We start from the raw sequence: 24710 nt of genomic DNA, 5'->3' as shown, positions 1-24710 counted from the left end.
GTTATGGGCAATTTGGACAAGTCAGCGGCTTCAAGTTATGTTTACGCCAGGGCAAGCGGTCTTCTCTCAAAATCATTCGTCGGTGCGAATGCAAACAAGCTTTTTGCCGTCCAATCTCTGCGTGAACTTTACACCCTTCTTTTTGACAGTGAAATCCCAAGTGTTCCCGAAGTTATGCTTGCCAAGGAAATCGAAGTAAAGGCAGCCGAAAATTTCATCAGCCTTTACAAAAGCCTGCTTGCCGAATTTGACAAGCCGTCTCCAATCCTTTCCGAAATTCTTTCTTTTTACGAATATGAAAATTCAGAAATTTCTGATTCAGAATCTGATAAAGCCCGCATTCTGGCGCTCTGGAAGGCCGTTTCTTCATTGAGGGGCAGCGACAGGGCCAATCTTGAGCAGCTTTACAAAATGGAAATTTCTTTCAAAAATATTCTCTGGGTTCTCCGCCTCAAAGTCTATTATCATTTTACTGCAGAAGAAATTATGGAGCAGCTCGTTTTTGCCAAAGAGGGCAGGAATAAAGATGACGAGCTTGCCAGGGATGCACTTGCAATCCTTAATAAGGACGTTTCTTCTTATGACGACTGGAAGGGCTGGAAGTACGCCAGATTTTTAAATCCTCACGAAGAAGGCCTTGTCTGGGAACTTGATCCTTGCTGGATTGAACGTTCCCTCAAACATTATCTCGCAAAGAATTATACACATTTCTTCCATAAAGACCCCATGAGCGTCACGAGTTTTGTCGCATGGTTCAGAATCAAACAGTACGAACTTGATTGTATCCGCACTGTGGCAGAAGGCTTGCGTCTCGGAGTTGAGAGCGAAAAGGTAATGGAAGTAGCTGGGCTTAACGCTCAATTTTCTGCGGGAGTATAGGGGAGCAAAATGGCTAGAACGACACCAATGAACCTTGTCGAACTTATGATCATGAAAAATGACATTCGTCCGGTCCTTGAATTTCTTGGAAAAAAGGGTAATTTTCAGTTCCAGAATCATAAAAGTGACTCATCAAAAGTTTCGGATGCTTCACGCTCAGGTGAGGCAAAAAATCCAGAAAGAGATTTATTTGTCCGCTTGCAGGATGCGCGCTCTTTCTTGAATGTAGAAGATATTGATGCTGCTTTAATCGCTTCATCAAAGCAGGCTGGTGAAAATGAGATTACACTCGCAGAAAAGTTCCTTTCAAACGTCGAGGAACTTAAAAAACGCCAGGTCGTAGCCAGCGATGAGCTTAAGCGCGTAAAAGAGTCAAAGGAAGAGGCTGAGTCTTTCAAAAACCTCAAGGTTCCTTTCTCAGAACTTGACCATCTTTCTTTTCTCTCCCTCAAAATCGGCAAAATTGACCCGGAAAAATTCGACGAAATTGATGCGGCCGTAGGTAACCGGGCAATTATCGTTCCGCTTGGTGATGACAAATCAAAAATCATGGCCGCAAGTTCAAAAAAGGCCCGCTTCTCACTCGACACCGAGCTCAAAAAATTCGGCTTTGTTCCTTTTGAGATTCCTTCAGACTTTAAAGGCGTGCCGGATGAAGTTCTTGCAGGTCTTGAGTCAAAGCTTGCAGACTCACAAAAGGCAGTTGAATATATCGAAGAAGAAAAGCGCAACCTGGCTCAGACTCACGCTGAGTCCCTCAGGACTTTGCTGGCTTCATTTGCAATTGCGGCTCAGATTGTTGACGTTCAGAATAACCTGGAGTCAACCAGCCTTGTTTACCGAATCACCGGCTGGATTCCTTCCGATTCATGCCATTCAATGATGAAGGAAATGGACAAGCTCACTGAAGGACGAATCGCAATCCGCGTTTACAATCCTTTTGAAGTTCCTTCTGTCATTAACGGCACGGAGCAGGTTCCTGTCCGCCTCAAGCACGGCAAGCTGGTCGGTGCCTTTGAGCGCATGATTTTCAGCTACGGCTCACCTGTTTACGGAGCAATCGATCCTACTCCTTTTGTCGCACTTTTCTTTACGATTCTTTTCGGAATCATGTTCGGCGATGCAGGCCAGGGCTTTATCTTCCTCTTGATGGGCCTGCTCATGGGCTTTAAGGTCATCAAGGTTGGCGGCTGGAACAAATTCGCGCCAATCTTCATGGCAATCGGTACCTCCAGCATGATTATGGGTCTGCTTACCGGCGAATTCTTTGGCAACGAGGAAGTTTTGCGTCCTCTTTCACTTGCAATCACAGGTCTTTTTGGCGAGCCTCATGCTCCTATCCTCCACCTCATGCCGGACGGAAGCGCACATTCAATTAAAACAATGTTCATGTTCTTCGGCGCAACAGTCGGAGTCGGCTTCATCATCAATTCTGTAGGTCTTGTGCTTAACATCATCAACAACATTATCCTGCACAAAGTTCCAAAAGCCCTCTTCGGCAAAAACGGACTTTCAGGCGCCGTATTCTTCTGGTATGTCGTCGTCATGGTAATCCGCATCGTTCTTTCAGGACATTCTGTTGATTTGACCGACGGAATCGTAATCGGAGTCACTCTTTTTGTTACCATGTTCTCCGAGCCTATCCACCGGATTATGGAGCACGAAAAACCTGTCCTTGAAAACGGTCTTTTTGCAGCTGTAATTGAAGGTGTCGTAGAGCTTTTGGAAACTCTGATCAGCTACATGTCAAATTCAATCAGCTTCATCCGAGTCGGTGCCTTTGGTCTGGCTCATGCGGTTTTGGGATTTATCATCCTTACGCTTTCTGAAATGGCAGGGCCTGCTTATCTTGGCGTCATGCTGGTCGGAAATGCGATTGTTGTAGTTCTTGAGGGAATGATTGTTGCAATTCAGGTTATCCGATTGCAGTACTATGAATTCTTCTCTAAATTCTTCAATGAAACGGGCAGGGAGTTTAAGCCTTTCTCGTTTGATTATTAGCAGCATTTGCAAACTCTGTTAGTTTTCAAATGCTGCTGACGCCCAGCCTTCGCTGAGCGCGAATTTAATGGAAACTTTTCAAAAATTGAAATTTTTGAAAATATATAGTGAGGTTTTATTATGAACAAAAAAATTCTTATGGTTGCGGCTCTTCTTACAGGATTCGCTCTTTTTGGAACTGTCGCTCAGGAAGCTTCTGACAAACAGCCTGCTCAGACAACTCAGGTTGCACAGACTGAAGCTGCTGCACAGCCAGCAAAAGATTCTTCTACAATCAAGTACATCGCTGCTGGTCTCGCTGTTGGTATTGCATGTCTCGCAGGTGGTATGGCTGTAGGCAAAATTGGTGCTGCCGCAATGGGCGCAATGAGCGAAAACGCTGAGCTTTCTGGTAAGGCTCTTCCGTTCGTAGGTCTTGCTGAAGGTATCTGTCTCTGGGGATTCCTTGTAGCTTTGCTTATCATCATTCTGTAAATATATGGAATATTTTGTCATCGCAGAAAGAGAAATTATTCTCGGCTTCAAATTGGTTGGTGTTGACGGTACAGTTGCGCTCAACCGCACTGAGGCATTGGACGCTTTCCGTCGTGTCACCGGGCTTGGCGGCACAGAAAGTGTCCCTGTCGGTGAGCGACCGAAAATTTTGATTCTGACTGAAGACGTGTCTGCCATGATTGAAGATGAAGTCCTCGCATGGCAGAAGGGCAGTCAGTATCCGCTGATTGTTGAGATTCCTGGCATTCACGGCCACATGGAGGGCAAAAAATCCCTCACAGACGCGATTCGTGAAGCGGTAGGCATCTCGGTTTAGGGAAAAATAATGGAAGAGTTACGCTCTACTGAAATACTTGATAAAGAAATTGAAGCTGATGCGCGCAAAAAGGCTGAGAAGATTTTCGCACGGGCAGAAGAAGAAGCAAAAGCAATTCTTTCTGATGTTGAACGCCGTGTAAATGAGGCAAAAGCCCAGAAGGAATCTTACTACTCTGCAAAATATGCACAGGCCGAAAGAAGCGTGAATGAGGCTTTGCCTCTTGAAAAAGGCCGTTTCCTTGTTTCGTTTTACAGTGATGCCGTTTCAAAGGCATTTAATGAATATCTCGAAAATCTCGGGGAGTCAAAAAGACTTGCCCTTATAGAACATAAATTGGAGCATTTGCCTGAAAGCTTGCTTTTAAAGAAGGTAAATGCCCTTGTATTCGGATTTAAAGTTTCCGATGCAAAAAAACTTCTCGAAAAATCCGTTAAAAATCTCGGAAAAGTCGAGGAAGTTTCTTTTGAGCGGTCTGGCGAGGAAGAAGCCCTTGGAAATGCTTTCCACGAAGGAATCATCCTTTCTTCTGATGACGGATTCGTAAAAGTCCGTGCTACAATCGACCAGCTTGTCCGCGAAATCAAAGACAAATACAGCATGGAGCTGGCAGAAAAATTGTTCGGCGGGAGGTTGCCTGAATGAGCGTAATTAAAGGTAAAATCACAAGAATCTCCGGCCCGATTGTTTATGCCGAAGGATTGGAAGGCTGCGGTCTTTATGATGTAGTCGATGTCGGTGAAAAGAAAATCATTGGCGAAATTATCCGCCAGAATGAAGGAAAAGCCACAATTCAGGTTTACGAAGACGACACAGGCATGAAGATTGGCGAGGAAGTCGTTTGTAACGGCCGGCCTCTTTCTCTGCGCCTGGGACCTGGCCTTGTCGGAACAATTTACGACGGAATCCAGCGTCCTCTTAAAAATATGTTCGAAAAATCAGGAGCTTTCCTTGTTCCTGGTGAGCGAACTGAACCGATCGATGTCGAAAAGAAATGGAAGATGACTGTAGCCGAGGGCGTTTCTGAAGGAATGGCAATTTCGGCTGGAATGGTCCTGGGCTATGTTCAGGAAACCGAGTCTATCCGCCATAAAATCATGGTTCCGCCAACTGTAAAGGGCAAGACCCTCAAATCTTTCAAGGGCGAGGGCGACTACACTGTTGATGAAGTAATCGGAACTACTGATTTGGACGAGGAAATCAAGCTGTCTCACTACTGGCCGCTCCGAAATCCACGCCCATACGCTCAGAAACTTGAAGTAAGCCAGCCGCTTGTTACCGGTCAGCGTGTAATCGACGTATTCTTCCCGCTTTCAAAGGGCGGCACGGCTGCAATTCCTGGCGGTTTCGGTACAGGTAAGACAATGACTCAGCACGCTATTGCAAAATGGTGTGATGCTGACTTAATCGTATACATTGGATGCGGTGAGCGCGGCAACGAAATGACAGACGTTCTCACTGAATTCCCGACTTTGATTGACCCGAGAACAGGCCGTTCCCTCATGGAGCGAACCATTCTCATTGCAAATACTTCAAACATGCCTGTTGCGGCTCGTGAAGTTTCCCTTTATTCGGGAATTACTCTTGCAGAATATTACCGCGACATGGGAATGCACGTTGCAATCATGGCTGACTCAACATCCCGCTGGGCAGAGGCTTTGCGTGAGCTTTCAGGCCGAATGGAAGAAATGCCTGCCGAAGAAGGCTTCCCGGCTTATCTGCCTACACGATTGGCAGAGTTCTACGAGCGCGCCGGCCGCGTAAATGCACTTTGCGGCGAAGAAGGTTCTGTTTCCGTTATCGGTGCTGTTTCACCACCGGGAGGTGACTTTTCTGAGCCTGTTACCCAGCATACAAAGCGATTCATCCGCTGTTTCTGGGCCCTTGACCGCGAGCTTGCAAACGCACGACACTATCCTGCAATCGGCTGGATTGAAAGCTATTCTGAATATGCCGAAGAAATCCGTGAATGGTGGGATAAACTCGACCCGGCCTGGGCAGAAGTCCGTCTTTCAGCCCTGGAGCTTCTCAAAGAAGAGCAGAGGTTGCAGCAGATTGTCCGCCTGATCGGGCCTGACGCCCTCCCGGATGAAAAGCGAATCGTTCTTACTGTAGCCGACATGATTAAAAACGGCTTCCTGCAGCAGAGCGCTTTCGATGCAGTTGACGTTTACTCAGTTCCGGAAAAGCAGATTGCAATCCTCATGCTGATGATGACTTACTACAAGCGGGCCCTTGCCGTAATCAAGGCTGGCGCTCCGCTTCCGACAGTAACATCGCTTTCAATAAAAGACGAAATCGTCCGCTTAAAGTCATCGGTTCCAAACGACAAGCTGGAGCAGATGAAGGAAGTAGAAGGCCGTCTCGAAGAGCAGATGGGTAATCTGGAACGACAGTATGTAGTTAACCGCCGGTAAAGGGGCGTTACGGGGTATCCCCGTAGAGTGGGGTACGACACAACGAAGTGTGGCGTAGGGGAGAGGCTTCTCCCCTTTTGGAGATAGCAAATGAAAGGTATCGAATACAAAGGAGTCTCTAGCGTTGATGGACCTATTATTGTCGTAAAACGCAGCGAGAACATTTTTTACAATGAAATTGTCTCTGTCCGTGACCGAAACGGCGAAAAAAAGACTGGCCGTGTCATTGACTTGAACGAAGATATTGCGATTGTTCAGGTTTTCGGCTCTACTACCGGCCTTGACTTGCACGAAACCACTGTTGAGTTCCTTGAGGAGCCGATGGAGCTTCGTGTCGGCGATGGTCTGCTCGGACGAATTTTCAACGGTCTTGGTGAGCCGATTGATGGTCTTCCGCCGATTGTCTCAAGCAAGAAAGTTGACGTAAACGGCATGCCGATCAATCCTTTTGCGCGAGTTTATCCTCGTGACTTCATTCAGACTGGAATTTCTTCAATTGACGGCATGAACACTTTGATCCGCGGCCAGAAGCTCCCGATTTTCTCTGGAAACGGTCTTCCTCACAACCGCCTTGCCGCTCAGATTATCCGTCAGGCAAAAATCCGCAGCAGCGATGAGCAGTTCGTAATGGTTTTTGCGGGCATGGGCATCAAGTACGACCAGGCTCAGTTCTTCATCCATTCTTTCGAGGAATCTGGCGTTCTTTCAAAGGTCGTTATGTTCCAGTCACTTGCTGACGCTCCTTCAATCGAACGAATCATCACTCCGCGCTGTGCTTTGACTGCCGCTGAGTATCTTGCTTATGAAAAAAACATGCACGTTCTGGTCGTTATGACCGATATGACCAACTACTGTGAGGCTTTGCGAGAAATTTCCACAACCCGAGGCGAAGTTCCTGGCCGAAAAGGCTATCCGGGCTACTTGTATTCGGATTTGGCAGAACTTTACGAGCGCGCAGGTAAAATCAAGGGCAGTACGGGTTCAATCACTCAGATTCCAATCCTTACAATGCCTAACGATGATATTTCACACCCGATTCCTGACCTTACAGGCTACATCACTGAGGGACAGATCGTTCTTGACCGTGAGTTGAGCCAGAAGGGCGTTTATCCGCCGGTTTCAGGCTTGCCTTCACTTTCTCGACTCATGAAGGACGGTATCGGTGAGGGCATGACCCGCGATGACCATTCTGCCGTAGCAAGCCAGCTTTTTGCGGCTTACTCAAAGGTAAAGTCAATCCGAAACCTTGCCGCAATCATCGGTGAGGAAGAATTGGGCGAAGTTGACCGCATGTACCTCAAATTTGGTGAGGCTCTGGAAACAAAATTCTTCACACAGGGCGAATACGAAAACCGAAGCATTGAAGAAACTCTGGACCTGGGCTGGAAGCTTTTGAAAATCCTGCCGAAGAACGAGCTTTACCGAATCAAACCTGAACTTATCGAGAAATATTACCCGAAAGACGAGGAGTAGATGGCAAAGCTTAACATTGCACCGACTAAATCTAATCTTCTCGCTATAAAGGAACAGCTTGCTGTTGCAGTTGACGGATATGACTTGCTTGAGCAGAAGCGTGAGATTCTTGTCATGGAACTAATGCGCATGGTCGAGAAAGTCAAACTGCTGGAGCGGGAGCTGGACAAGGCTATTTCTCAGGCTTATCCGGCCCTCAAAAACATGCTGATGACCGTTGGCGGCGACCAGACCGAGCGAATTGCAAAGGCCGTTCACTACGAGTACGACATCAAGGAAAAGAGCGTCGTTGCGGGCGGAATGAGCTTTAATTCGGTTGAGGTGGCTTTGCCCAAGCAGCAGTTATTTTATTCTTTTATGGGAACTTACGCTGATTCCGATAAAGTAATGACTGAGTTCTTCAAGCTTCTTTCTCTTTTGACTGAGATGGCTTCAATCCGAACGATTGCATGGCGGCTTGCAAACGAAGTCAAAAAAACTCAGAGGCGTGTAAATGCGCTCGACAAGATGATTATTCCCCAGGACCGCGAGACCAAGACTTACATCGAAAGTGTTCTTGAAGAGCGGGAAAGGGAAAACACATTCGTCCTAAAGAGTTTGAAAAATCGTAAGGGAAAGTAAAAGCGCCTTTGGGGGAAGCGATGATAAAGCCTTTGTTTCAGAAAATTGTTGTTGCGGTGAATGGCTCTGAATCTTCTATCCATGCGGCTATGTATGGGATTCTTCTCTCAAAGCAGTACAAGTGTGAGCTTAAGGCGATTTATGTCGTGGACACTTCGACCCTCAGGCAGCTTACCATGAGCAAAATCTTTATCGAGGAAGAAAGCGTTGACTATGAAAAATGTCTTGAGGAAGACGGAAGGCGCTATCTTTCTTATCTTGAAAATCTTGCCAAGGAAAAAGACGTAAAAATCAAAACCGAACTGAAAAAGGGTGCAATCTGGTCTGAACTGATTAAGTCTGCCGAGGATTTTGGGGCGGATTTGATTCTTGTGGGCGGAAGGGAGCCTGCCAAAGACGGAGGACGAAATTCAGTCCGCTATGATAAAGTTTCAAACACCAAGTCAGAAATCATCGGCAGTGCAGGCTGTAATGTCCTGGTCGTAAAAATGCCGGAAATCGAGAAATTATTTAAAATTGCATGAAAATTCTGCTTTTTTCATAGTCTGTCGCTTGACAGATTATTTTTTTGTTTTATAATGTAACCAGTTTTATGAAAGCAGTTTCAAAGCAAAGTACAATTTATGATGTTGCAAGACTGGCTGGGGTCAGTTCGGCAACAGTCTCTCGTTTTTTGAATGCGCCTGACCGTGTGGCCCAGGAAAAGCGGGAGAGGATTCAGACCGCGATTTCGGAGCTGAATTTCGTTCCAAAGGCTGATGCAGTTGCCAAGGCCCGCAGTTCATACCGGAAAATCGGAGTGGTTGCGCCTTTCTTTACTCAGCCGTCTTTTATGGAGCGTCTTCGCGGAATTGCGGCTGTTTTGAGCGCGGAACATTATGAGCTGGTCGTCTATTCAATTGATACCATGGAAGACCTGTCAAATTATGTTCAGATGCTTGTAAATACTCAGCGGGTCGACGGACTGATTCTTCTTTGTGTCAATCTTCCGCCTGATCTTTTGGATTTGCTTAGGGGAGCCAGCTTCCCGGTCTGCTTTGTTGAGAATGAGTACGAGGATTTTGACTGCGTGGTCGTTCACAACCTTCAGGGCGGGCAAAAGGCAGCTCAGTTTTTGTGTGAAAAAGGCTGCAAAAAGCCTGGATTCATCGGCGAAAAGTCAATGTTTGAGTATGCGGTCAATGCTACTGAAGAACGGCTTCGCGGATTCAAGTTTTATTGCGCAAACAACGGTATCGTGATTCCGGAAAATCATATCTGGCTCGGAGATTTTTCTGAGGGCAACCTTGATTTAGGAATTACGAAATTTCTGGAGCAGGAAGATTTGCCTGATGGTATTTTCTGTTCCAGTGATGTGATTGCGGCCCGTCTTATCAGAATCGCCTTTATCAAGGGAATTTCGATTCCACGGCAGATTCGCGTGATTGGCTTCGATAACATCGATATTGCGGAGTACATTGGCCTTACTTCGGTCAACCAGAATCTTGAGGAGTCAGGAAGAATGGCTGTCCGCCTGATTCTGGATCGGATTAAGGACGGAAACCGCGGCGGAGTGGTCATGAAGGTACCGCTTTCCGTGATTGAAAGGGAAACAACCGGCAGATAGGTCGGCTTTTATATTCATTTTATTTCAGCAAGCTGATAAAGGGGGCTTTATGAAAAAAAACGTTAATTTTGGAAGAGTGGCAAAGATTTCTGCCGCTTGTGCTGCGATTGCAATGCTTGGTCTTACAGGCTGCAATGATAAAAAACAGGCTGCTGCAAAACCTGAAGACAACACCATTCGTATCGAAGGTGCATTCCGTGGAGAGGAAGAGGCACGATTCCAGGAAATCGTAAAGATTTTCAACGAGCAGAATCCTCAGTTCCATGTAACTTATGAAGGAAGTCCTGATTTCGAGGTTCAGATTCAGGTTGAGACTCAGGCAAACACACCTCCTGACATCGCCGCAATTCCACAGCCGGGAACAATGAAGCGCTTTGCTGATGCAGGCTGGCTCAAGCCTCTTGATCCTGAGGTAGTTGCTGCAATTGATTCAAACTATGCTGCCGTCTGGAAGGAACTTGGTTCTTATAAAGGTCAGACTTACGGAATTTTCCATCGCGTAAATGCAAAGAGTTTCGTTTGGTACAACAAAAAAGAGTGGGCAAAACGCGGATATTCAATTCCTAAGACATGGGAAGAGCTTCGTGCCCTCGAAGATAAAATGGTTGCTGACGGCGTTACTCCTTGGACAGTCGGATTTGAATCTGCTGCCGCTACAGGTTGGCCTGGAACAGACTGGCTCGAGGACTTGATGCTCCGCACAGCCGGCCCTGATGTTTATGACAAATGGGTAAACCATGAGATTAAATTCAATGATCCTGCTGTTGAGAAAGCACTTGAATACTGTGGTGAAATCTTCCTCAATGACAAATATGTTTATGGCGGTTCTGCAAACATCGTTTCAATGAACTATGGCGACAGCATTAAGCCTTTGTTCGAAAATCCTCCTAAAGCGATGATGAACCGTCAGGGTAACTTCATCACAGGATTCATGCAGCAGGAAATTCAGGACAATCTTGAAGAGAATGTCGGCGTATTCGCGCTTCCTGGTGTTGATGAAAGATGGGGAACTCCTGTTCTCGGTGGCGGCGACCAGTTCGTAGCATTCACAGACAAGCCTGGTGTAAAGGAATTCATGAAGTTCCTCACAACCTGGGATGCCTGCGCTCCATGGGCTAGAATCGGCGGTGCCCTGTTCCCACACAAGAACCAGAACTTCAACGACTACGGAAACAGTCTTGAGCGCGAAATCGCAAGGGTTCTTGTAAATGCAAGCGTATTCCGCTTCGACGCTTCTGACCTCATGCCGACTGAAGTTGGTTCAGGCTCATTCTGGACCGGAATGGTCAACTATGTAACAAAGGCAGAAGACGCAAAGACTTGTCTTAAAGTAATCGACGAGACTTGGCCTCAGTAAAATGATTGTCGGGCTTAGTCCCGACAATTGTTTTCGGTGTATAAATAGGAGATTTTTATGGCTGAAACACGAACGCTTAAAAGCTATGCTTCGCTTTCTGACATTGTTAAGACTGCGCTGGTTGTTATCGCTACGGTGATTGTGGCTGGAAGCGGATTTTCGCTTTTGAAGGCCAATGTACTTCCTCAGGTTCCTACTACGCTTGTTGCGATTGTCTGGGGTGTCTCTTCCGTCATTCTGATTTTTTATTCGCTCAACCTTCTTGCACAGATTTTCCCGACTAAGGTTTACAATAAAATCGTTCCATACATCTTTATCGGGCCTGCCGTGCTGATTATGGGCTGGTATCTTCTTCTTCCGACTTTGCGTTCGCTGCTTTTAAGCTTCATGGATAAGACTTCAACGCATTTCGTCTGGTTTGATAACTATAAATTCCTTTTCAGTGACCGCTCAATGCTTGTTTCAATCAGAAATACATTGATCTGGCTTGTATGCGGAACAGGATTCAGTGTTTTCATCGGTCTTGTCGTTGCAATCCTTGCTGAGCGAAGCTACATCGAAAAGGGTACAAAAACTTTCATCTTCCTTCCGATGTCTATTTCCCTCGTCGGTGCGGGCGTTATCTTCAAATTCATGTATGCCGCAAAATTCGGCGGGGCTGAGCAGATTGGTCTTTTGAACGCGATTGTAACTTCACTCGGCGGCAACCCGCAGAACTGGCTGGGCAAGGCTCCATGGAACAATTTCTTCCTTATCGCAATTTTCGTCTGGCTTCAGACAGGCTTTGCCCTGGTCGTTCTTTCGGCCGCTTTAAAGGCTGTCCCTGAGGAAATGCTTGAGGCTGCCCGCATTGACGGTGCAAATGAATTCACTACGCTGGTAAAGATTGTAATTCCTAACATCAAGGCTTCAATCATCAGCGTCAGTACAACCATTCTTCTTGCGGCTTTAAAGTGCTTCGATATCGTTTATTCTATGACAAACGGAATGTTCGGTACGGAAGTTCTCGCAAGCCAGCAGTACAAGCAGATGTTCACTTTCCAGAATTACGGACGCGGTTCGGCAATTGCAATCCTGATTTTGATCGGCGTAAGTCCTGTAATCTACTACAACCTCAAGGAATTCCACAATAAGGAGGCTTTCAAATGAAACAGCTTGACAACAAGGCAAAAAGGACGGTGCCGACACTTATCATTACGATTGTCCTCATCATTTTCTGTATTTTGTGGACTGTTCCGACTTTCGGAATCCTCGTCACTTCTTTCAGAACATCTGACGCGGCTTCATCAACAGGCTGGTGGAAGGCTTTCGCTGACTTCAAGAATTTCACGCTCGACAACTACAATCAGGTTCTTTTTGGCCAGCGTTTCAGCGTAGGAAATGCGAGCGGAACTTCAACTGTCCGCGGTGCGACAATGCTTTCGGCCTTCCTTTCTTCAATCACGGTTACTCTTCCTTCTGTAATCATCCCGATTTTGATTGCGGCGGCCGCTGCTTACGGATTTGCCTGGCTTTCATTTAAGGGCAGGAACATCATGTTTGCTACGATTATCGCGCTTCTGGTCGTTCCCTTGCAGATTTCTTTGATTCCGATTCTCCGTGACTACAATAAAATCGGCCTCAACGGAAGCTATCTGGGAATCTGGCTGGCCCACACAGGCTTTGGCCTTCCTCTTGCGACCTACATGATGTATAACTATATCTCAAGCCTTCCGCGCTCAATTCTGGAATCGGCTTTCATCGACGGTTCGAGCCACTTTACGACTTTTGTCCGCCTGATTCTGCCTCTCTCGGCTCCGGCAATCGCATCCTTTGCAATTTTCCAGTTCATCTGGGTTTGGAACGACATGCTGGTTTCTTTGGTCTTCCTTTCGGGTGCGGGCCAGAAACTCCAGGTCGTAACGGTCCGCCTTATGAACATGGCGGGAACCCGCGGTACAGACTGGCACTTGCTTACGGCCGGTGCCTTCATTTCAATGATTCTGCCGCTCTGCGTCTTCCTTGGATTGCAGAAGTTCTTCGTTCGCGGACTTTTGGCTGGTTCGGTAAAGGGCTAAGCTTATGTATCAGAAACAACTTGAACTTAATATGCCGGCTTTGACGGCTCGATTGTACGAATTGTATGGCTCTCGATGGGATTTCTATCAGATTTTGGCCCGGCTTGAAGCGATTATGAAAAAGGCTGCCGCTGAGCGAAAGTCCGGCTATCTTTTTGAAGCAGATGAAGATGCCCTGAGCTCTGAAAACGGCACTCCATGGTATTTGAATCAGAAGACCGTGGGCATGATGCTTTATGTCGATCTCTTTGCAGACAATCTTCTCGGCCTTATTGAAAAAATTCCTTACCTCAAGGATTTGGGAGTCAATTATGTTCATCTCATGCCTCTTTTTGACTGCCCGAAAGGTGAAAATGACGGCGGCTATGCGATTTCTTCATACAGAAAAGTCCAGCCCCGCCTCGGTACAATCGAAGACTTAAAGGCCGTTGCCGCTGAGTTCCATAAAAACGGAATCCGGCTTGTGCTTGACTTTGTTTTCAATCACACCAGCGATGAGCATGAGTGGGCAAAAAAGGCGAGAAAAGGCGATCCTAAGTTCAAGTCTTTCTATTATATGTACAAGGAAAAGAGCGAGGTTGACAGCTGGAATGCAACTTTGCGCGAGATTTTTCCGACTGTCCGCCGCGGCTCTTTTACCTATCTCAAGGAAAGTGACGAATGGGTCTGGACGACTTTCAATTCATTTCAGTGGGATCTAAATTATTCCAATCCGGAAGTTTTCCTTGCAATGTGCGAGGAAATGCTTTTTATCGCAAATCTCGGAGTTGACGTGCTCCGTCTTGACGCTCTTGCTTTCGTCTGGAAGGAGAAGGGCACTGTCTGTGAGAGCCTGCCAAAAGCCCACACGGTAATTCAGGCCTTTCAGTATGTTGCCTCTATTGCATGTCCTAGCTTACAGTTTAAGAGCGAGGCAATCGTTCATCCTGACGAAGTAATCAAATACATCAATGGCTCGGAATGTCATTTAAGCTACAATCCACTTCAGATGGCCCTTTTCTGGTCAACTGTTGCAACCCGCGACACAAGGCTCCTTTCGGTTTCACTCAAAAACCGCTGGAGCGTTCCGAAAAACTGTGCATGGGTAAATTACATCCGCTGCCATGACGACATTGGCTGGACTTTCAGCGACGAGGATGCAGGATGGCTTGGAATCAACGGATTTGACCACAGAAAATTCCTCAACCGCTTCTTTACGGGGCGATTCGAGGGAACCTTTGCAAGCGGCGAGCCCTTCCAGCTTAATCCGACTACAGGTGACTGCCGTATCTGCGGCACGATGGCAAGCCTTGCAGGTCTTGAACAGGCGGAAAATCTCAACAACGAGGAACTTCGCCGCATGGCAATCAGTCGCATGAAGATGATGTATGCGGTTCAGTTTGCCCTGCCTGGAGTGCCGCTTTTGTACGCCGGGGACGAAAAAGCCGTCTTCAATGATTACTCATACCGTAAGGTCGCAAGCAAAAAAGAAGATTCCCGCTGGGTTCACAGAATCAAGACTGACTGGAGCGGAAAATCTGAATGTAAGTCTCAGAAAATCGTCGCGGATTTTGTAAAGAAAGTGATTGCCCTTAGAAAAGAGGAGCCCGGCTTGGGCGGAAGCGATATTTTCTTCTACGACATTCAGGACAGCCACGTCTTTGCATTCCGCCGTGGAACGATTCATGTTGTGGCAAATTTCAGTGACAGCCCGGCAGAATTCATGATTGACGCATGGAGCGAAAACAGCACCGACTTGCTGACAGGCCGCAATTTCTGGAATCATCAGAAACAGCTGCTCGCGCCGTATGAAGTACGCTGGCTCAAAGAGAAAATAGAAAACTGAGAAATTGAAAGTTGAAAATTGCAAGAGGTGATTTTATGACTTTTTCTACAAATAAATTCGGCGGCAACGATACCGCCCGCAATGAGACTCTTTTTACTACCGGCAACGGAAATCTCGGCTTCCGCGGAGATACTGAGGAAAAGACCGGAACTTCCCACAAGGGAACTTACATAAACGGATTTTATGACTCTGAGCCCATCATTTACGGCGAGACGGCTTACGGTTATGCCAAAAATCATGAGACAATCCTGAATCTTCCTGATCCCAAGCGGATTGAGCTTTGCGTCGACGGCCACAAATTCAACATGTTCGACGAAGGCTGCAATGTTACTGATTTTAAGCTTGAGCTTGATGAAGAAAAAGGAATCCTCACCCGCCGCACTGACTGGAATTTCAAGGGCAAAAGTTCGATTTCCCTGGTGAGCGAGCGGCTTGTCTCCTTTACCCATGAAGACTGTGCCGCAATCCGCTATACCGTTACCAACAAGTCTTCTGAAGCCGAAAAAATTTCTGTTTCATCATGCCTTGATATCGAAACCGGCAATATTCTTGCAGAGGACGACCCCCGGATTGGAGCAAAATTCCGCCACCAGCCTCTTGTCATTGACCAGACTTATCCCTTTGGAAAGGAAATGTCATTTATTTCCCACACCCAGAATTCCGGTCTACTTTTGAGCGGAGGCGTAATCAGTCTTCTTGAGCTTGACGGAAAGGAAGAACGCTGGCAGCACACTTCTTCTCCGGTATTTTCAAATATTTCCCTCTTCATTCCTTCATGCTCGTCAACATTTACCCTTGAAGCCGGAAAATCTTTTACACTCTTAAAATTCATCGCCTACTGTCATTCAAAAGAGGACGATGAAAGTCTTGAAAAACTCCACGAACGCACTTTGAAAACCTGTTCTGATTTTGCATCCCTTGGCTTTGAAAAAATCAAAAAAGAGCAGGCTGACTTCCTTTCTTCCTTCTGGAAAATCGCAGACATTAATATAGAAGAAAATGAATTCGCTGCCTCAAAAGGAAAATCTTCATGCGAGGATGCGCTCAGGTTCAATCTCTTCCATCTTTTGCAGTCGGCCGGCCGTAACGGAAAGGTCAGCATTGCGGCAAAAGGACTTACATCTGAAGGTTACGAAGGACACTTCTTCTGGGATACGGAAAGCTATGTCTGTCCTGTCTTTACATATACTTCGCCACTCGTTGCGAAAAAACTTCTTGAATACCGCGCTTCGATTCTGGACAAGGCCAGGGAGAGGGCAAAAGTCATGAGCGTAAAGGGAGCTCTTTATCCCTGGCGAACGATTTCCGGCGAGGAAACAAGTGCCTACTTCCCGGCAGGAAGCGCCCAGTACCACATCAATGCGGACATAATCTTTGCCCTCAACCGCTATCTCAACGCTCATGGAGAGCAGTCTGATTTCGGTTTTGACGAAAAGCTGGCCGGAGAAATGGCGGCTGAGACTGCAAGAATGTGGGCTTCACTGGGAAGTTTTGAGAGCTACAAGGACGGAAAATTCTGCATCAATGACGTTACCGGTCCTGACGAATACACGGCAATCGTAAACAACAACGCCTTCACAAACCTCATGGCCCGGGAAAATCTTGAAATTTCTGCAAGACGGGCCGGAAAATTCGCATCAGAAAGCGAAAAATCTGAATGGAAGCACATCGCCGAAAACATGTACATTCCATTTGACAAGGAAGCAGGCATTTATCCCCAGGATGACAGCTTTATGGCAAAGGCTGACTGGGATTTTGAGAATACGCCAAAGAAAAACTATCCTCTTCTCCTTCATTATCATCCTCTGGTGATTTACCGCCACCGGGTTTTAAAACAGCCGGATCTTGTATTGGCACAATTTTTGCTCAGCAGAAGGTTCACGCTCGCCGAAAAAATCAGGAATTTTAACTTTTACGAAAAATACACCACGGGAGATTCAGCCCTTTCTCACTGCATCATGAGCATAATGGCCTGTGAAAGCGGAGATCGGGCAAAGGCTCTCGACTACTTCAACAAGACAGTCCGCATGGACATTGATGACGTGAACGGAAACAGCCGCGACGGAATCCACACTGCCTGCATGGCCGGAAGCTGGATGAGCGTGGTCTACGGATTTGCGGGATTCAAGGATTACGGCGGAGAATATTCTTTCAATCCCCAGCTTCCAAAAGAATGGAAAAAACTTTCCTTCTCGCTTGCAATCCGCGGGGCAATTCTGGACATTAGCCTCACTCAAAACGAGGCGGTCTATTCCCTCCGTGATTCATCTGTCCCTCTTGATCTTTGCCACAGAAATGAAAAATTCTTACTTAAAGCTGGTGAAAAAAGGACTTTCAGCCTGAATCCAAAACTTTCTGCCGTTCTTTTTGACCTTGACGGAGTAATCACCAACACGGCTCCACTTCATTTTGCGGCATGGAAGAAAATGGCGGAAGAAGAAGGACTTAAGTTTGACGAAAACATGAATAAAAAGCTGCTGGGAATTTCCCGGGAAGAATCGCTTGAGGTCATTCTTTCTGAAAACGGAGCAGACTGGAGCGAAGAGAAAAAGGCTTCCTGGTGCACCAAGAAAAACGAGATTTACAAGGAATCCCTTTCGACACTGACTGAAAAAGACATACTCCCGGGAATCAAAAAACTTCTGGAAGACTTGAAAGCTCACTCTGTCCCAGCCGCCCTTGCATCAAGCAGCAAAAACGCCCCGAAGATTCTTGAAAGACTTGGCCTGACTGAATATTTTACGGCTGTTGCAGATGCAGGCCGCGTTCAGAAAGCAAAGCCTGAACCTGACCTCTTCCTTGAGGCGGCGGAAAAGGCCTCTGCCTGGTACAGTGACTGTGTCGGAGTCGAAGACGCTGAAGCCGGAGTCAGCGCAATCAGAAAGGCTGGCATGAAATCCGTGGGAATCGAAACGACGGTCAAACTCCCCCAGGCAGACTTACGCCTTGCAACAACGGGGGATTTGACTTACGAAAAACTTCTTGCATTGATGGAGGACTGAAATGAAAAAATACGATGTCGTGGCACTCGGTGAAATACTTATTGACTTTACTTTCGCAGGTACAAATGCTGACGGAAAAAAACTTTATGAAGAAAATCCGGGCGGAGCTCCTGCAAACTGCGTATCTGCCGTCTCAAAACTCGGCGGAAAGGGTGCCTTTATCGGCATGACAGGCAGGGATTCCTTTGGCGAGGACGTCCGCCGTGTCCTTGAGGAAATCAATGTTGACACAAGCGGAATGCGCTACAGTGAAAGCCAGCACACGACCCTTGCTTTCGTAAGTCTTGACCCGAACGGCGAGCGGCATTTCAGCTTCTGCCGTAATCCAGGCGCTGACACACAGATTCGTCCTGAAGACCTGGACAGGTCCATGCTTGAAAATGCAAGATTCCTGCACATCGGCTCCCTTTCCCTCACTGATGAGCCTGCAAAATCCGCAACCCTGGCCGCAATCGAAATCACAAAAAAAGCCGGCGGACTTATTTCCTATGACCCGAACTGGCGGGCAAACCTCTGGAAGGGCAGGAGTGACGCCATTGATTTGATGAAGAGCCTCTTCCCCCTTGCAGACACCGTAAAGGTGAGCGATGAAGAGCTGGCCCTTCTTTTTGGAAAGGACATAAGCGCGGAAGAGGGCGGAAAAAAGATTCTTTCACTGGGACCTTCCCTTGCCATGATTACCCTGGGAGCAAAGGGCGTTTACTACGCAGCCCGAACTCTTGACGGCTCAGTGATTTCAGGAACGGTCGGCTGTAAGGACGTAAAGGTTGTGGACACAACCGGTGCCGGAGACAGCTTTACAGGCGGCATGCTCTACCGCCTTACCCGCCGCGAAAATCCCCTTGCCTTTACAAAGGAAAATCTTGAGGCGGACTTGAATTTTGCCAACACAGTGGCTTCAATCTGCGTAACCCGCCGTGGTGCGATTCCAGCCCTGCCGACTTTGAAGGAAGTTGAAAATTTTTAATATTGTATCAAATCGTGACTTTCGCTAAAATGTTTCTATCTACAGAAAAGTCTTTTAAGAGGTCACGATTATGATAGTTATGAAATTCGGCGGAAGTTCAGTTGCCAATGCGGAGAGAATCCGACATGTTGCTTCTATTATTCAGGCTTATAAGGAGTCTCGCCCGGTCGTTGTTTTGAGCGCCATGGGAGACACAACAGACCATCTTCTTGATGCGGCTGACATGGCTGTTAACGGCAAGGTTGACATCGCCAAAGTCGAAAAACTTCATCTTGACACAGCAAAGGAACTTGAAATCGACGTTCCTGCAATCCAGGAGCTTTTGACAGAGCTTAACACTCTCCTTACCGGTATTTCAATGCTCCACGAGCTTACAAAACGCACTCGTGACTATCTCGTTTCATTTGGTGAGCGAATGAGCGTCCGCATGATGGCCGCTTATCTTTCAAAACAGGGAACACCTGCAAAATTCTACGATGCCTGGGACATCGGCATGGTTTCTGACTCAAACTACATGTCTGCCGAGCTTCTTGACGAAGTATGGGACAACATTCCAAAGCACTTGAATGACTACAAAAACGGCAAGCAGACAGAAATCCCTATCGTTACAGGCTTTATCGCAAAAGACTCAAAGGGAATCATCACGACTCTCGGACGCGGCGGCTCGGACTTGTCTGCAACAATGATTGGTGCGGCAATGAGGGCTGACGAAATCCAGACATGGAAGGACGTTGACGGAATCCTCACTACAGATCCTCGAATCGTAAAGGAAGCCCGCACTGTTCCAGAAGTAACTTACGAAGAAGCACAGGAGCTTGCAATGTTCGGTGCTCAGGTTCTTCACCCACGCAGCATGATTCCTTGCCGCAAGACCGGCACTCCGGTCCGCGTAAAGAACAGCTACAATATCAAGAGCGACGGTTCAGTAATCGTTGAAAAGCATTCCGGGGCAACTCCGCGCGTAACTGCAATCACAAACGTAAAGAACGTAACCCTTATCGATATCCAGTCAAGCCGTATGCTCAATGCCTGCGGATTTTTGGCTCACATCTTCAATCAGTTCCTCAAATGGAACATTTCAATCGACGTAATCGCAACTTCAGAAGTTTCAGTTTCCCTCACAGTAAACACAAAGGCTGATTTGACAGGCCTGCTCGAGGACATCGGCCGAATCGCTGAGGTTAAGGCTACAAAGGACAAGGCAATCGTCACATTGATTTGTGATGCAAGCCATTCCAGCTCAATCCTTGAAGATGCATTTACTGCGCTCAACAAGTCAGGCATCAACGTTCAGATGATTTCTCAGGGTGCAAGCAAGGTAAACATCTCTATGCTCGTTGATGATTCTCAGGTTAATGATGTCGTCAGCATCCTGCACAAGGCCTTGTTCTAGTGAAAAAGACTTTTTTTCGTAATTTAAGACGGAATCTGCTCTTTATCTTGAAAAGCCCGGTCACTTATCTGGTCGTGGCTTTCATTGCCCTCATGACGATTCTCATTGACGTCGTCTATCGTTATGAGGCCGGTGTTTCGATGGAAAGTTACACCGACAGTTTCTGGAATTTCCTCATTGCATTTGTCGCCGGCTACTATGACATTTGTGTCGTCACACCAGTAGGCCGGGCATGCAGCTTCATCATTCTCATCACTGGAATCTTAGTATTCAGCACTCTCACCGGTAAAATCGCTTCCATGTTCATGGATATGCAAATGAAAAAAAACAGGGGGTTGAAAAAAATGAAAAATCTCAAAGGTCATTTCCTGCTTTGCGGCTACAGGGAAGGTTTCGATAGAATCCTTGATACTGTCCTGCGGTCAAATCCCGACCTCTCTCCTGACATGATAGTTCTTATTAATGATACAGATTCTGCAAACATCGAGCAGATAAGGAACCAGCCTCGTTTTAAGGATTTGCAGTATGTTGCCGGCGATTTCAGCGAAGAGGAGACTTTGAGACGGGCCCTCATTAAAGACGCCGGCCGGGTCCTTATAATTACTGACCATTCAAAAAATTATTCCACGATGGAAATGGACAGCCGTACCGTTCTTGCTGCCCTCACGATGAAAAACCTCAATCCAAAGCTTTATATTGCGGCCGAACTCCACGATTCAAAATTCAAGAATCACCTGGAAATGGCCCACTGTGACGAAATCATCCTTACAAGCGAGTATGAGCACAGTCTTCTTGCCACGGCTTCAAGCGGCATGGGATATTCAAACGTTATCCGAGAGCTTATCGGTGACGACGCTGATTCTGGAATTCTTATCGAAGACATTCCGGCATCTTATATCGGAAAAACTTACGGGGAACTGCGCAGTTTTATTGCCACAGGTTCAGTTTTAATCGGACTTTTGCAGAACACGGGAAATTTCTACATGCGCCGCAAGGATGCCCTTCGTGAAGCCCAGAAAAATCCTGACGTTAAAAAAGTCGTTGACAACCTCAGAAAAGTCAAAACCCTCAAAAGTAACGACCCGATTTTCGTTCCTGCGGACGATTTCGTAATTCAGCCGCACACAAAGGCGATTTTTGTAAAAGGCAAAAAACTTAAGACTGAATCAGAGGCGGAGGCATAAAATGGCAGAAAACCTGGACGTATTTGAAGAAGTTTTACCTAAGCTTTTGAAGATTCAGCTTTTCGCGGATTTTAAGAAAGACAATGAAAACGACATGCGCATTCTCAGAATGGTTTATTCCGAGCTTAAGCTGCATACTTTCAGTGCCGGAGAAGAAATCATAAAAGAGGGTGAGAGGGGCGAAAGCTTTTACATCCTCACTTCCGGCAGCGTTAAGGTTTTCCGTAATACTATGATTGGAGACCGCATTGCTCTTGCAGACCTCAGCGCCGACATGGGAATCTTCTTTGGCGAGGCTGCCTTAATCGGTACGGATAAGCGCGGTGCTACTGTTGTCGCCTCAACGGACTGCAGGACTTGCGAAATCACCGGCAAACGCTTTAAGGAACTTTGCGAAAAAGAGCCGATTTTGGGTTATCGCGTAATGCTGTCCCTTGCCAGAAGACAGAGCGTTACGATAAAAAAGGCTAACAGCGACATGGAAACCCTTTACGACGCCTTGTTTGATGAAGTTGTAAATAATATTTTAAATTTAAAATAAAAAATCTCTATTCTAAATCGTGCATTTTTTATATAATTTTTGAAATTCTTTGCATTTTTTGGAGTTTGTATGAAAATCGCTCTTGTTGGATATGGAAAAATGGGCCACATGATTGAATCTTCTGCCAAGGCAAAAGGTCATGAAGTCGTAGCCACAATCGATATTATGGCAAAAGATGCCACAAATCTTGTAGCAGCTGGTGACGGCAAGGCTCTTGCTGAGGCTGTAAAAAACAGCGGTGCTGAGGGAATTATTGAATTTTCTCACCCGTCTTCTGTTATCGGAAACCTCAAGACCCTCATTCCTCTTGGCTTGCCAATCGTATGCGGCACAACCGGCTGGGCAAAATCCGAGGACGAAATCGAAAAACTCTGCGCTGCTTCAAACAATGCCGTAATGCGCTCTTCAAACTTTTCAATCGGCGTAAACATGTTCTATAAAATCGTTGAGGAAGCAGCCCGCCTCATGGCAGAATATTCTGAATACGATGTCGCAGTCTGGGAAGCTCACCACAACCAGAAGGCAGATTCTCCTTCGGGAACAGCACTTGAAATCGCCCGCCGCGTAATGAATGGCAACAAATCAAAGACAGAAATGGTTTTCGACGCCTTTCATGAGCGACCAAAGGCAAACGAACTTCATGTTTCTTCAACACGAGTTGGCTTTGTTCCTGGCACTCACACTGTTTTCTTTGATTCTCCTGCTGACTCAATCGAACTTACTCACCGGGCAAGAAGCCGTGAAGGTTTTGCATTGGGAAGCGTTGTTGCCCTCGAAAAATTGTCTGCCAAACTTGCAGACGGTTCCCTGTCAAAGGGTAAGCTCTACGGTATGGGAGATTTATTCTAAATCAGGGTAATTTGTGCTTAAACTATGAAACTACTTGAAGATAGAATCCTCTCTGATGGAGAGGTAATCGGCGGAAAAATCCTTAAAGTCTCGAACTTTTTAAACCATCAGATTGATGTAGCTTTTTTGGACCAGCTGGCCCAGGAATGGAAAAATCGCTTCAGCGGCTCAAAAATCACAAAAGTTCTTACCATTGAATCGAGCGGAATTGCAATCGGAGCCAGCCTTGCACGTGCTCTTGAAGTTCCGCTCGTTTTTGCAAAGAAGCATCAGTCAAGCAATGTAAACGAAGAAGTCTATTCTTCAAAAATTTACAGCTTTACCCACGACCAGTACTACAATGTCGTTGTTTCAAAAAAATATATTTTGCCTGGCGATAAAATCCTGCTTGCAGATGATTTCCTTGCCAACGGAAACGCGCTCAAAGGCCTGATTGAAATCTGTAAGGGTGCCGGGGCTGAGGTTGTCGGTGCTGCTTGTGCGATTGAAAAAGGCTTCCAGAATGGTGGCGACCAGCTTCGTAAGGCCGGAATCAAAGTCGAAAGTCTTGCGATTATCGAAAAAATGGATTCAAACGGAATCGAATTCCGTAAATAATATTAACCAATATTATGGAGAAAAACATGAAAAGACTTGCAAAAATTGCAATGGCTGTGCTTGCAGCTGGGCTTTTGCTCACTGGCTGCAAAGAGAAGGATTCAAAATCAACAATCACAAAAGAAAACATCATGGTTGGTTTTGTTTACATCGGTTCAATTACTGATCACGGTTATACAGAAGCTCAGGATCAGAGCCGTCTCGCCCTTGTTGACATGGGAATTCAGACCATGTATAAGGAGAATGTTCCTGAAAATTCAGATTGTGAAAAAGCAATCCGCGATTTGATTGACGCCGGCTGTAATGTAATCTACACAACTTCATTCGGTTTCATGGATTCTACTATTAACGTAGCAAAAGATTTCCCAAATGTTAAATTCGGTCACTGCTCTGGTTTCAAAACAGCAGAAAACGTTTCAACATATTTCGGAAAAATGTATGAGGCCCGCTATCTCGCTGGTATCGTTGCCGGTCTCAAAACAAAGTCAAACAAAATCGGTTATGTAGCCGCTTTCCCAATTTCTGAGTGTATCCGTGGTATCAACGGTTTTGCCCGTGGTGTTCAGGCTGTAAACCCTGATGCTACAATTGACGTAGTTTGGACAAACACTTGGTTCGACCCGACAAAAGAAAAGCAGGGCGCTCTTGAGCTCCTTAACCGCGGATGTGACGTTATCGAGCAGCACCAGGACACAACAGCTCCACAGGTTGCAGCAGAAGAAAAAGGCGCATTTGCAATCGGTTACAACGTTCCGACTCCAAGCGCTGCTCCTAAAGCATACCTCACAGCTCCGATTTTCCACTGGGCTACTTTCGTAAAAGATGACGTTGAGCAGATTCTTGCTGGTACATGGCAGAGCCGCAAATACTGGGAAGGCTTGAACTCAGGCATGGTTGACCTGGCTCCACTTTCTAACCTCGTTGCACCGGGAACAGCTGAAGAAGTTGCAGTTGCCCGCACATCAATCGAGAACGGCTCACTCAAAATCTTCGCAGGTCCGATTTATGACCAGAACGGTACAGAAAAAGTTCCTGCAGGTGCTGTAATGACTGACGACGAAGTATGGAACATGACTTGGTTCGTTAAAGGCGTTAACGGCGTTATTCCTCAGTAAAAATTCCCGCCTTTT

General features: G+C 46.5%; 22 protein-coding genes. All 22 read left to right on the top strand.

Annotated elements, in window-relative coordinates; all coding sequences use genetic code 11:
• Positions 1-3: 3 nt before the first annotated feature.
• Positions 4-879 (top strand): V0D/AC39 family V-type ATPase subunit, encoded by an 876-nt coding sequence (locus tag HNP76_RS09030; protein ID WP_184659675.1) that lies wholly within the window; start codon positions 4-6, stop codon positions 877-879.
• Positions 880-888: 9 nt separating this feature from the next.
• Positions 889-2880, top strand: coding sequence for a V-type ATP synthase subunit I (locus tag HNP76_RS09025; RefSeq protein ID WP_184659673.1), 1992 nt, complete (start codon positions 889-891; stop codon positions 2878-2880).
• A gap of 120 nt (positions 2881-3000) precedes the next feature.
• Positions 3001-3354: an ATP synthase subunit C gene (locus HNP76_RS09020; protein ID WP_184659671.1), complete on the top strand. Its 354-nt coding sequence runs from the start codon at positions 3001-3003 to the stop codon at positions 3352-3354.
• A gap of 4 nt (positions 3355-3358) precedes the next feature.
• Positions 3359-3691 (top strand): V-type ATP synthase subunit F, encoded by a 333-nt coding sequence (locus tag HNP76_RS09015; RefSeq protein ID WP_184659669.1) that lies wholly within the window; start codon positions 3359-3361, stop codon positions 3689-3691.
• Positions 3692-3700: 9 nt separating this feature from the next.
• A complete protein-coding gene (locus tag HNP76_RS09010) occupies positions 3701-4336 on the top strand; it encodes a V-type ATP synthase subunit E family protein (protein WP_184659667.1) in 636 nt (211 codons plus the stop codon).
• Entirely contained in the window at positions 4333-6108 is a 1776-nt protein-coding gene (locus HNP76_RS09005) for a V-type ATP synthase subunit A (RefSeq protein WP_184659665.1), read from the top strand. Before HNP76_RS09010 ends, HNP76_RS09005 begins: the two co-directional genes overlap by 4 nt.
• A 90-nt stretch (positions 6109-6198) precedes the next feature.
• Complete coding sequence (locus HNP76_RS09000) at positions 6199-7581, top strand: V-type ATP synthase subunit B (protein WP_184659663.1); 1383 nt, start codon at positions 6199-6201, stop codon at positions 7579-7581.
• Positions 7582-8202, top strand: a complete 621-nt coding sequence (locus HNP76_RS08995) for a V-type ATP synthase subunit D (protein WP_184659661.1) — start codon at positions 7582-7584, stop codon at positions 8200-8202.
• Positions 8203-8222: 20 nt separating this feature from the next.
• A complete protein-coding gene (locus tag HNP76_RS08990; protein WP_184659659.1) occupies positions 8223-8726 on the top strand; it encodes a universal stress protein in 504 nt (167 codons plus the stop codon).
• A gap of 68 nt (positions 8727-8794) precedes the next feature.
• Complete coding sequence (locus HNP76_RS08985) at positions 8795-9808, top strand: LacI family DNA-binding transcriptional regulator (protein WP_184659657.1); 1014 nt, start codon at positions 8795-8797, stop codon at positions 9806-9808.
• A gap of 49 nt (positions 9809-9857) precedes the next feature.
• The gene (locus tag HNP76_RS08980) at positions 9858-11165 is read left to right on the top strand and encodes an ABC transporter substrate-binding protein (RefSeq protein WP_184659655.1); all 1308 of its coding nucleotides are present in this window, start codon (positions 9858-9860) and stop codon (positions 11163-11165) included.
• A 57-nt stretch (positions 11166-11222) separates the two neighbouring features.
• Positions 11223-12314 (top strand): carbohydrate ABC transporter permease, encoded by a 1092-nt coding sequence (locus tag HNP76_RS08975; protein ID WP_184659653.1) that lies wholly within the window; start codon positions 11223-11225, stop codon positions 12312-12314.
• Positions 12311-13222 (top strand): carbohydrate ABC transporter permease, encoded by a 912-nt coding sequence (locus HNP76_RS08970; RefSeq protein WP_184659651.1) that lies wholly within the window; start codon positions 12311-12313, stop codon positions 13220-13222. Before HNP76_RS08975 ends, HNP76_RS08970 begins: the two co-directional genes overlap by 4 nt.
• Positions 13223-13226: 4 nt before the next feature.
• Entirely contained in the window at positions 13227-15047 is a 1821-nt protein-coding gene (locus tag HNP76_RS08965; RefSeq protein ID WP_184659649.1) for an amylosucrase, read from the top strand.
• A 35-nt stretch (positions 15048-15082) separates the two neighbouring features.
• Complete coding sequence (pgmB, locus tag HNP76_RS08960; RefSeq protein WP_184659647.1) at positions 15083-18049, top strand: beta-phosphoglucomutase; 2967 nt, start codon at positions 15083-15085, stop codon at positions 18047-18049.
• A gap of 1 nt (position 18050) precedes the next feature.
• Complete coding sequence (locus HNP76_RS08955) at positions 18051-19016, top strand: carbohydrate kinase family protein (RefSeq protein ID WP_184659645.1); 966 nt, start codon at positions 18051-18053, stop codon at positions 19014-19016.
• A gap of 70 nt (positions 19017-19086) precedes the next feature.
• Entirely contained in the window at positions 19087-20409 is a 1323-nt protein-coding gene (locus tag HNP76_RS08950) for an aspartate kinase (protein ID WP_184659643.1), read from the top strand.
• Positions 20409-21593, top strand: coding sequence for a TrkA-related ion transporter (locus HNP76_RS08945; protein WP_184659641.1), 1185 nt, complete (start codon positions 20409-20411; stop codon positions 21591-21593). The genes HNP76_RS08950 and HNP76_RS08945 overlap by 1 nt, the downstream gene beginning before the upstream one ends.
• A gap of 1 nt (position 21594) precedes the next feature.
• Positions 21595-22134: a cyclic nucleotide-binding domain-containing protein gene (locus tag HNP76_RS08940; protein WP_184659639.1), complete on the top strand. Its 540-nt coding sequence runs from the start codon at positions 21595-21597 to the stop codon at positions 22132-22134.
• Positions 22135-22203: 69 nt separating this feature from the next.
• Complete coding sequence (gene dapB, locus HNP76_RS08935) at positions 22204-22983, top strand: 4-hydroxy-tetrahydrodipicolinate reductase (protein WP_184659637.1); 780 nt, start codon at positions 22204-22206, stop codon at positions 22981-22983.
• Between the two features lie 24 nt (positions 22984-23007).
• Positions 23008-23580: a xanthine phosphoribosyltransferase gene (locus HNP76_RS08930; protein WP_184659635.1), complete on the top strand. Its 573-nt coding sequence runs from the start codon at positions 23008-23010 to the stop codon at positions 23578-23580.
• A gap of 26 nt (positions 23581-23606) precedes the next feature.
• A complete protein-coding gene (locus tag HNP76_RS08925) occupies positions 23607-24695 on the top strand; it encodes a BMP family ABC transporter substrate-binding protein (RefSeq protein WP_184659633.1) in 1089 nt (362 codons plus the stop codon).
• Positions 24696-24710: the final 15 nt, after the last annotated feature.

This window comes from Treponema ruminis (assembly GCF_014201975.1).
GTDB lineage: Bacteria > Spirochaetota > Spirochaetia > Treponematales > Treponemataceae > Treponema_D > Treponema_D ruminis.
This window is presented reverse-complemented; position numbering and strand designations above follow the sequence as displayed.

Bases quoted from the DNA above. Each gene is read 5' to 3' on its own strand.
- HNP76_RS09030 (WP_184659675.1), top strand. From the start codon at position 4: ATGGGCAATTTGGACAAGTCAGCGGCTTCAAGTTATGTTTACGCCAGG.
- HNP76_RS09025 (WP_184659673.1), top strand. From the start codon at position 889: ATGGCTAGAACGACACCAATGAACCTTGTCGAACTTATGATCATGAAA.
- HNP76_RS09020 (WP_184659671.1), top strand. From the start codon at position 3,001: ATGAACAAAAAAATTCTTATGGTTGCGGCTCTTCTTACAGGATTCGCT.
- HNP76_RS09015 (WP_184659669.1), top strand. From the start codon at position 3,359: ATGGAATATTTTGTCATCGCAGAAAGAGAAATTATTCTCGGCTTCAAA.
- HNP76_RS09010 (WP_184659667.1), top strand. From the start codon at position 3,701: ATGGAAGAGTTACGCTCTACTGAAATACTTGATAAAGAAATTGAAGCT.
- HNP76_RS09005 (WP_184659665.1), top strand. From the start codon at position 4,333: ATGAGCGTAATTAAAGGTAAAATCACAAGAATCTCCGGCCCGATTGTT.
- HNP76_RS09000 (WP_184659663.1), top strand. From the start codon at position 6,199: ATGAAAGGTATCGAATACAAAGGAGTCTCTAGCGTTGATGGACCTATT.
- HNP76_RS08995 (WP_184659661.1), top strand. From the start codon at position 7,582: ATGGCAAAGCTTAACATTGCACCGACTAAATCTAATCTTCTCGCTATA.
- HNP76_RS08990 (WP_184659659.1), top strand. From the start codon at position 8,223: ATGATAAAGCCTTTGTTTCAGAAAATTGTTGTTGCGGTGAATGGCTCT.
- HNP76_RS08985 (WP_184659657.1), top strand. From the start codon at position 8,795: ATGAAAGCAGTTTCAAAGCAAAGTACAATTTATGATGTTGCAAGACTG.
- HNP76_RS08980 (WP_184659655.1), top strand. From the start codon at position 9,858: ATGAAAAAAAACGTTAATTTTGGAAGAGTGGCAAAGATTTCTGCCGCT.
- HNP76_RS08975 (WP_184659653.1), top strand. From the start codon at position 11,223: ATGGCTGAAACACGAACGCTTAAAAGCTATGCTTCGCTTTCTGACATT.
- HNP76_RS08970 (WP_184659651.1), top strand. From the start codon at position 12,311: ATGAAACAGCTTGACAACAAGGCAAAAAGGACGGTGCCGACACTTATC.
- HNP76_RS08965 (WP_184659649.1), top strand. From the start codon at position 13,227: ATGTATCAGAAACAACTTGAACTTAATATGCCGGCTTTGACGGCTCGA.
- pgmB (WP_184659647.1), top strand. From the start codon at position 15,083: ATGACTTTTTCTACAAATAAATTCGGCGGCAACGATACCGCCCGCAAT.
- HNP76_RS08955 (WP_184659645.1), top strand. From the start codon at position 18,051: ATGAAAAAATACGATGTCGTGGCACTCGGTGAAATACTTATTGACTTT.
- HNP76_RS08950 (WP_184659643.1), top strand. From the start codon at position 19,087: ATGATAGTTATGAAATTCGGCGGAAGTTCAGTTGCCAATGCGGAGAGA.
- HNP76_RS08940 (WP_184659639.1), top strand. From the start codon at position 21,595: ATGGCAGAAAACCTGGACGTATTTGAAGAAGTTTTACCTAAGCTTTTG.
- dapB (WP_184659637.1), top strand. From the start codon at position 22,204: ATGAAAATCGCTCTTGTTGGATATGGAAAAATGGGCCACATGATTGAA.
- HNP76_RS08930 (WP_184659635.1), top strand. From the start codon at position 23,008: ATGAAACTACTTGAAGATAGAATCCTCTCTGATGGAGAGGTAATCGGC.
- HNP76_RS08925 (WP_184659633.1), top strand. From the start codon at position 23,607: ATGAAAAGACTTGCAAAAATTGCAATGGCTGTGCTTGCAGCTGGGCTT.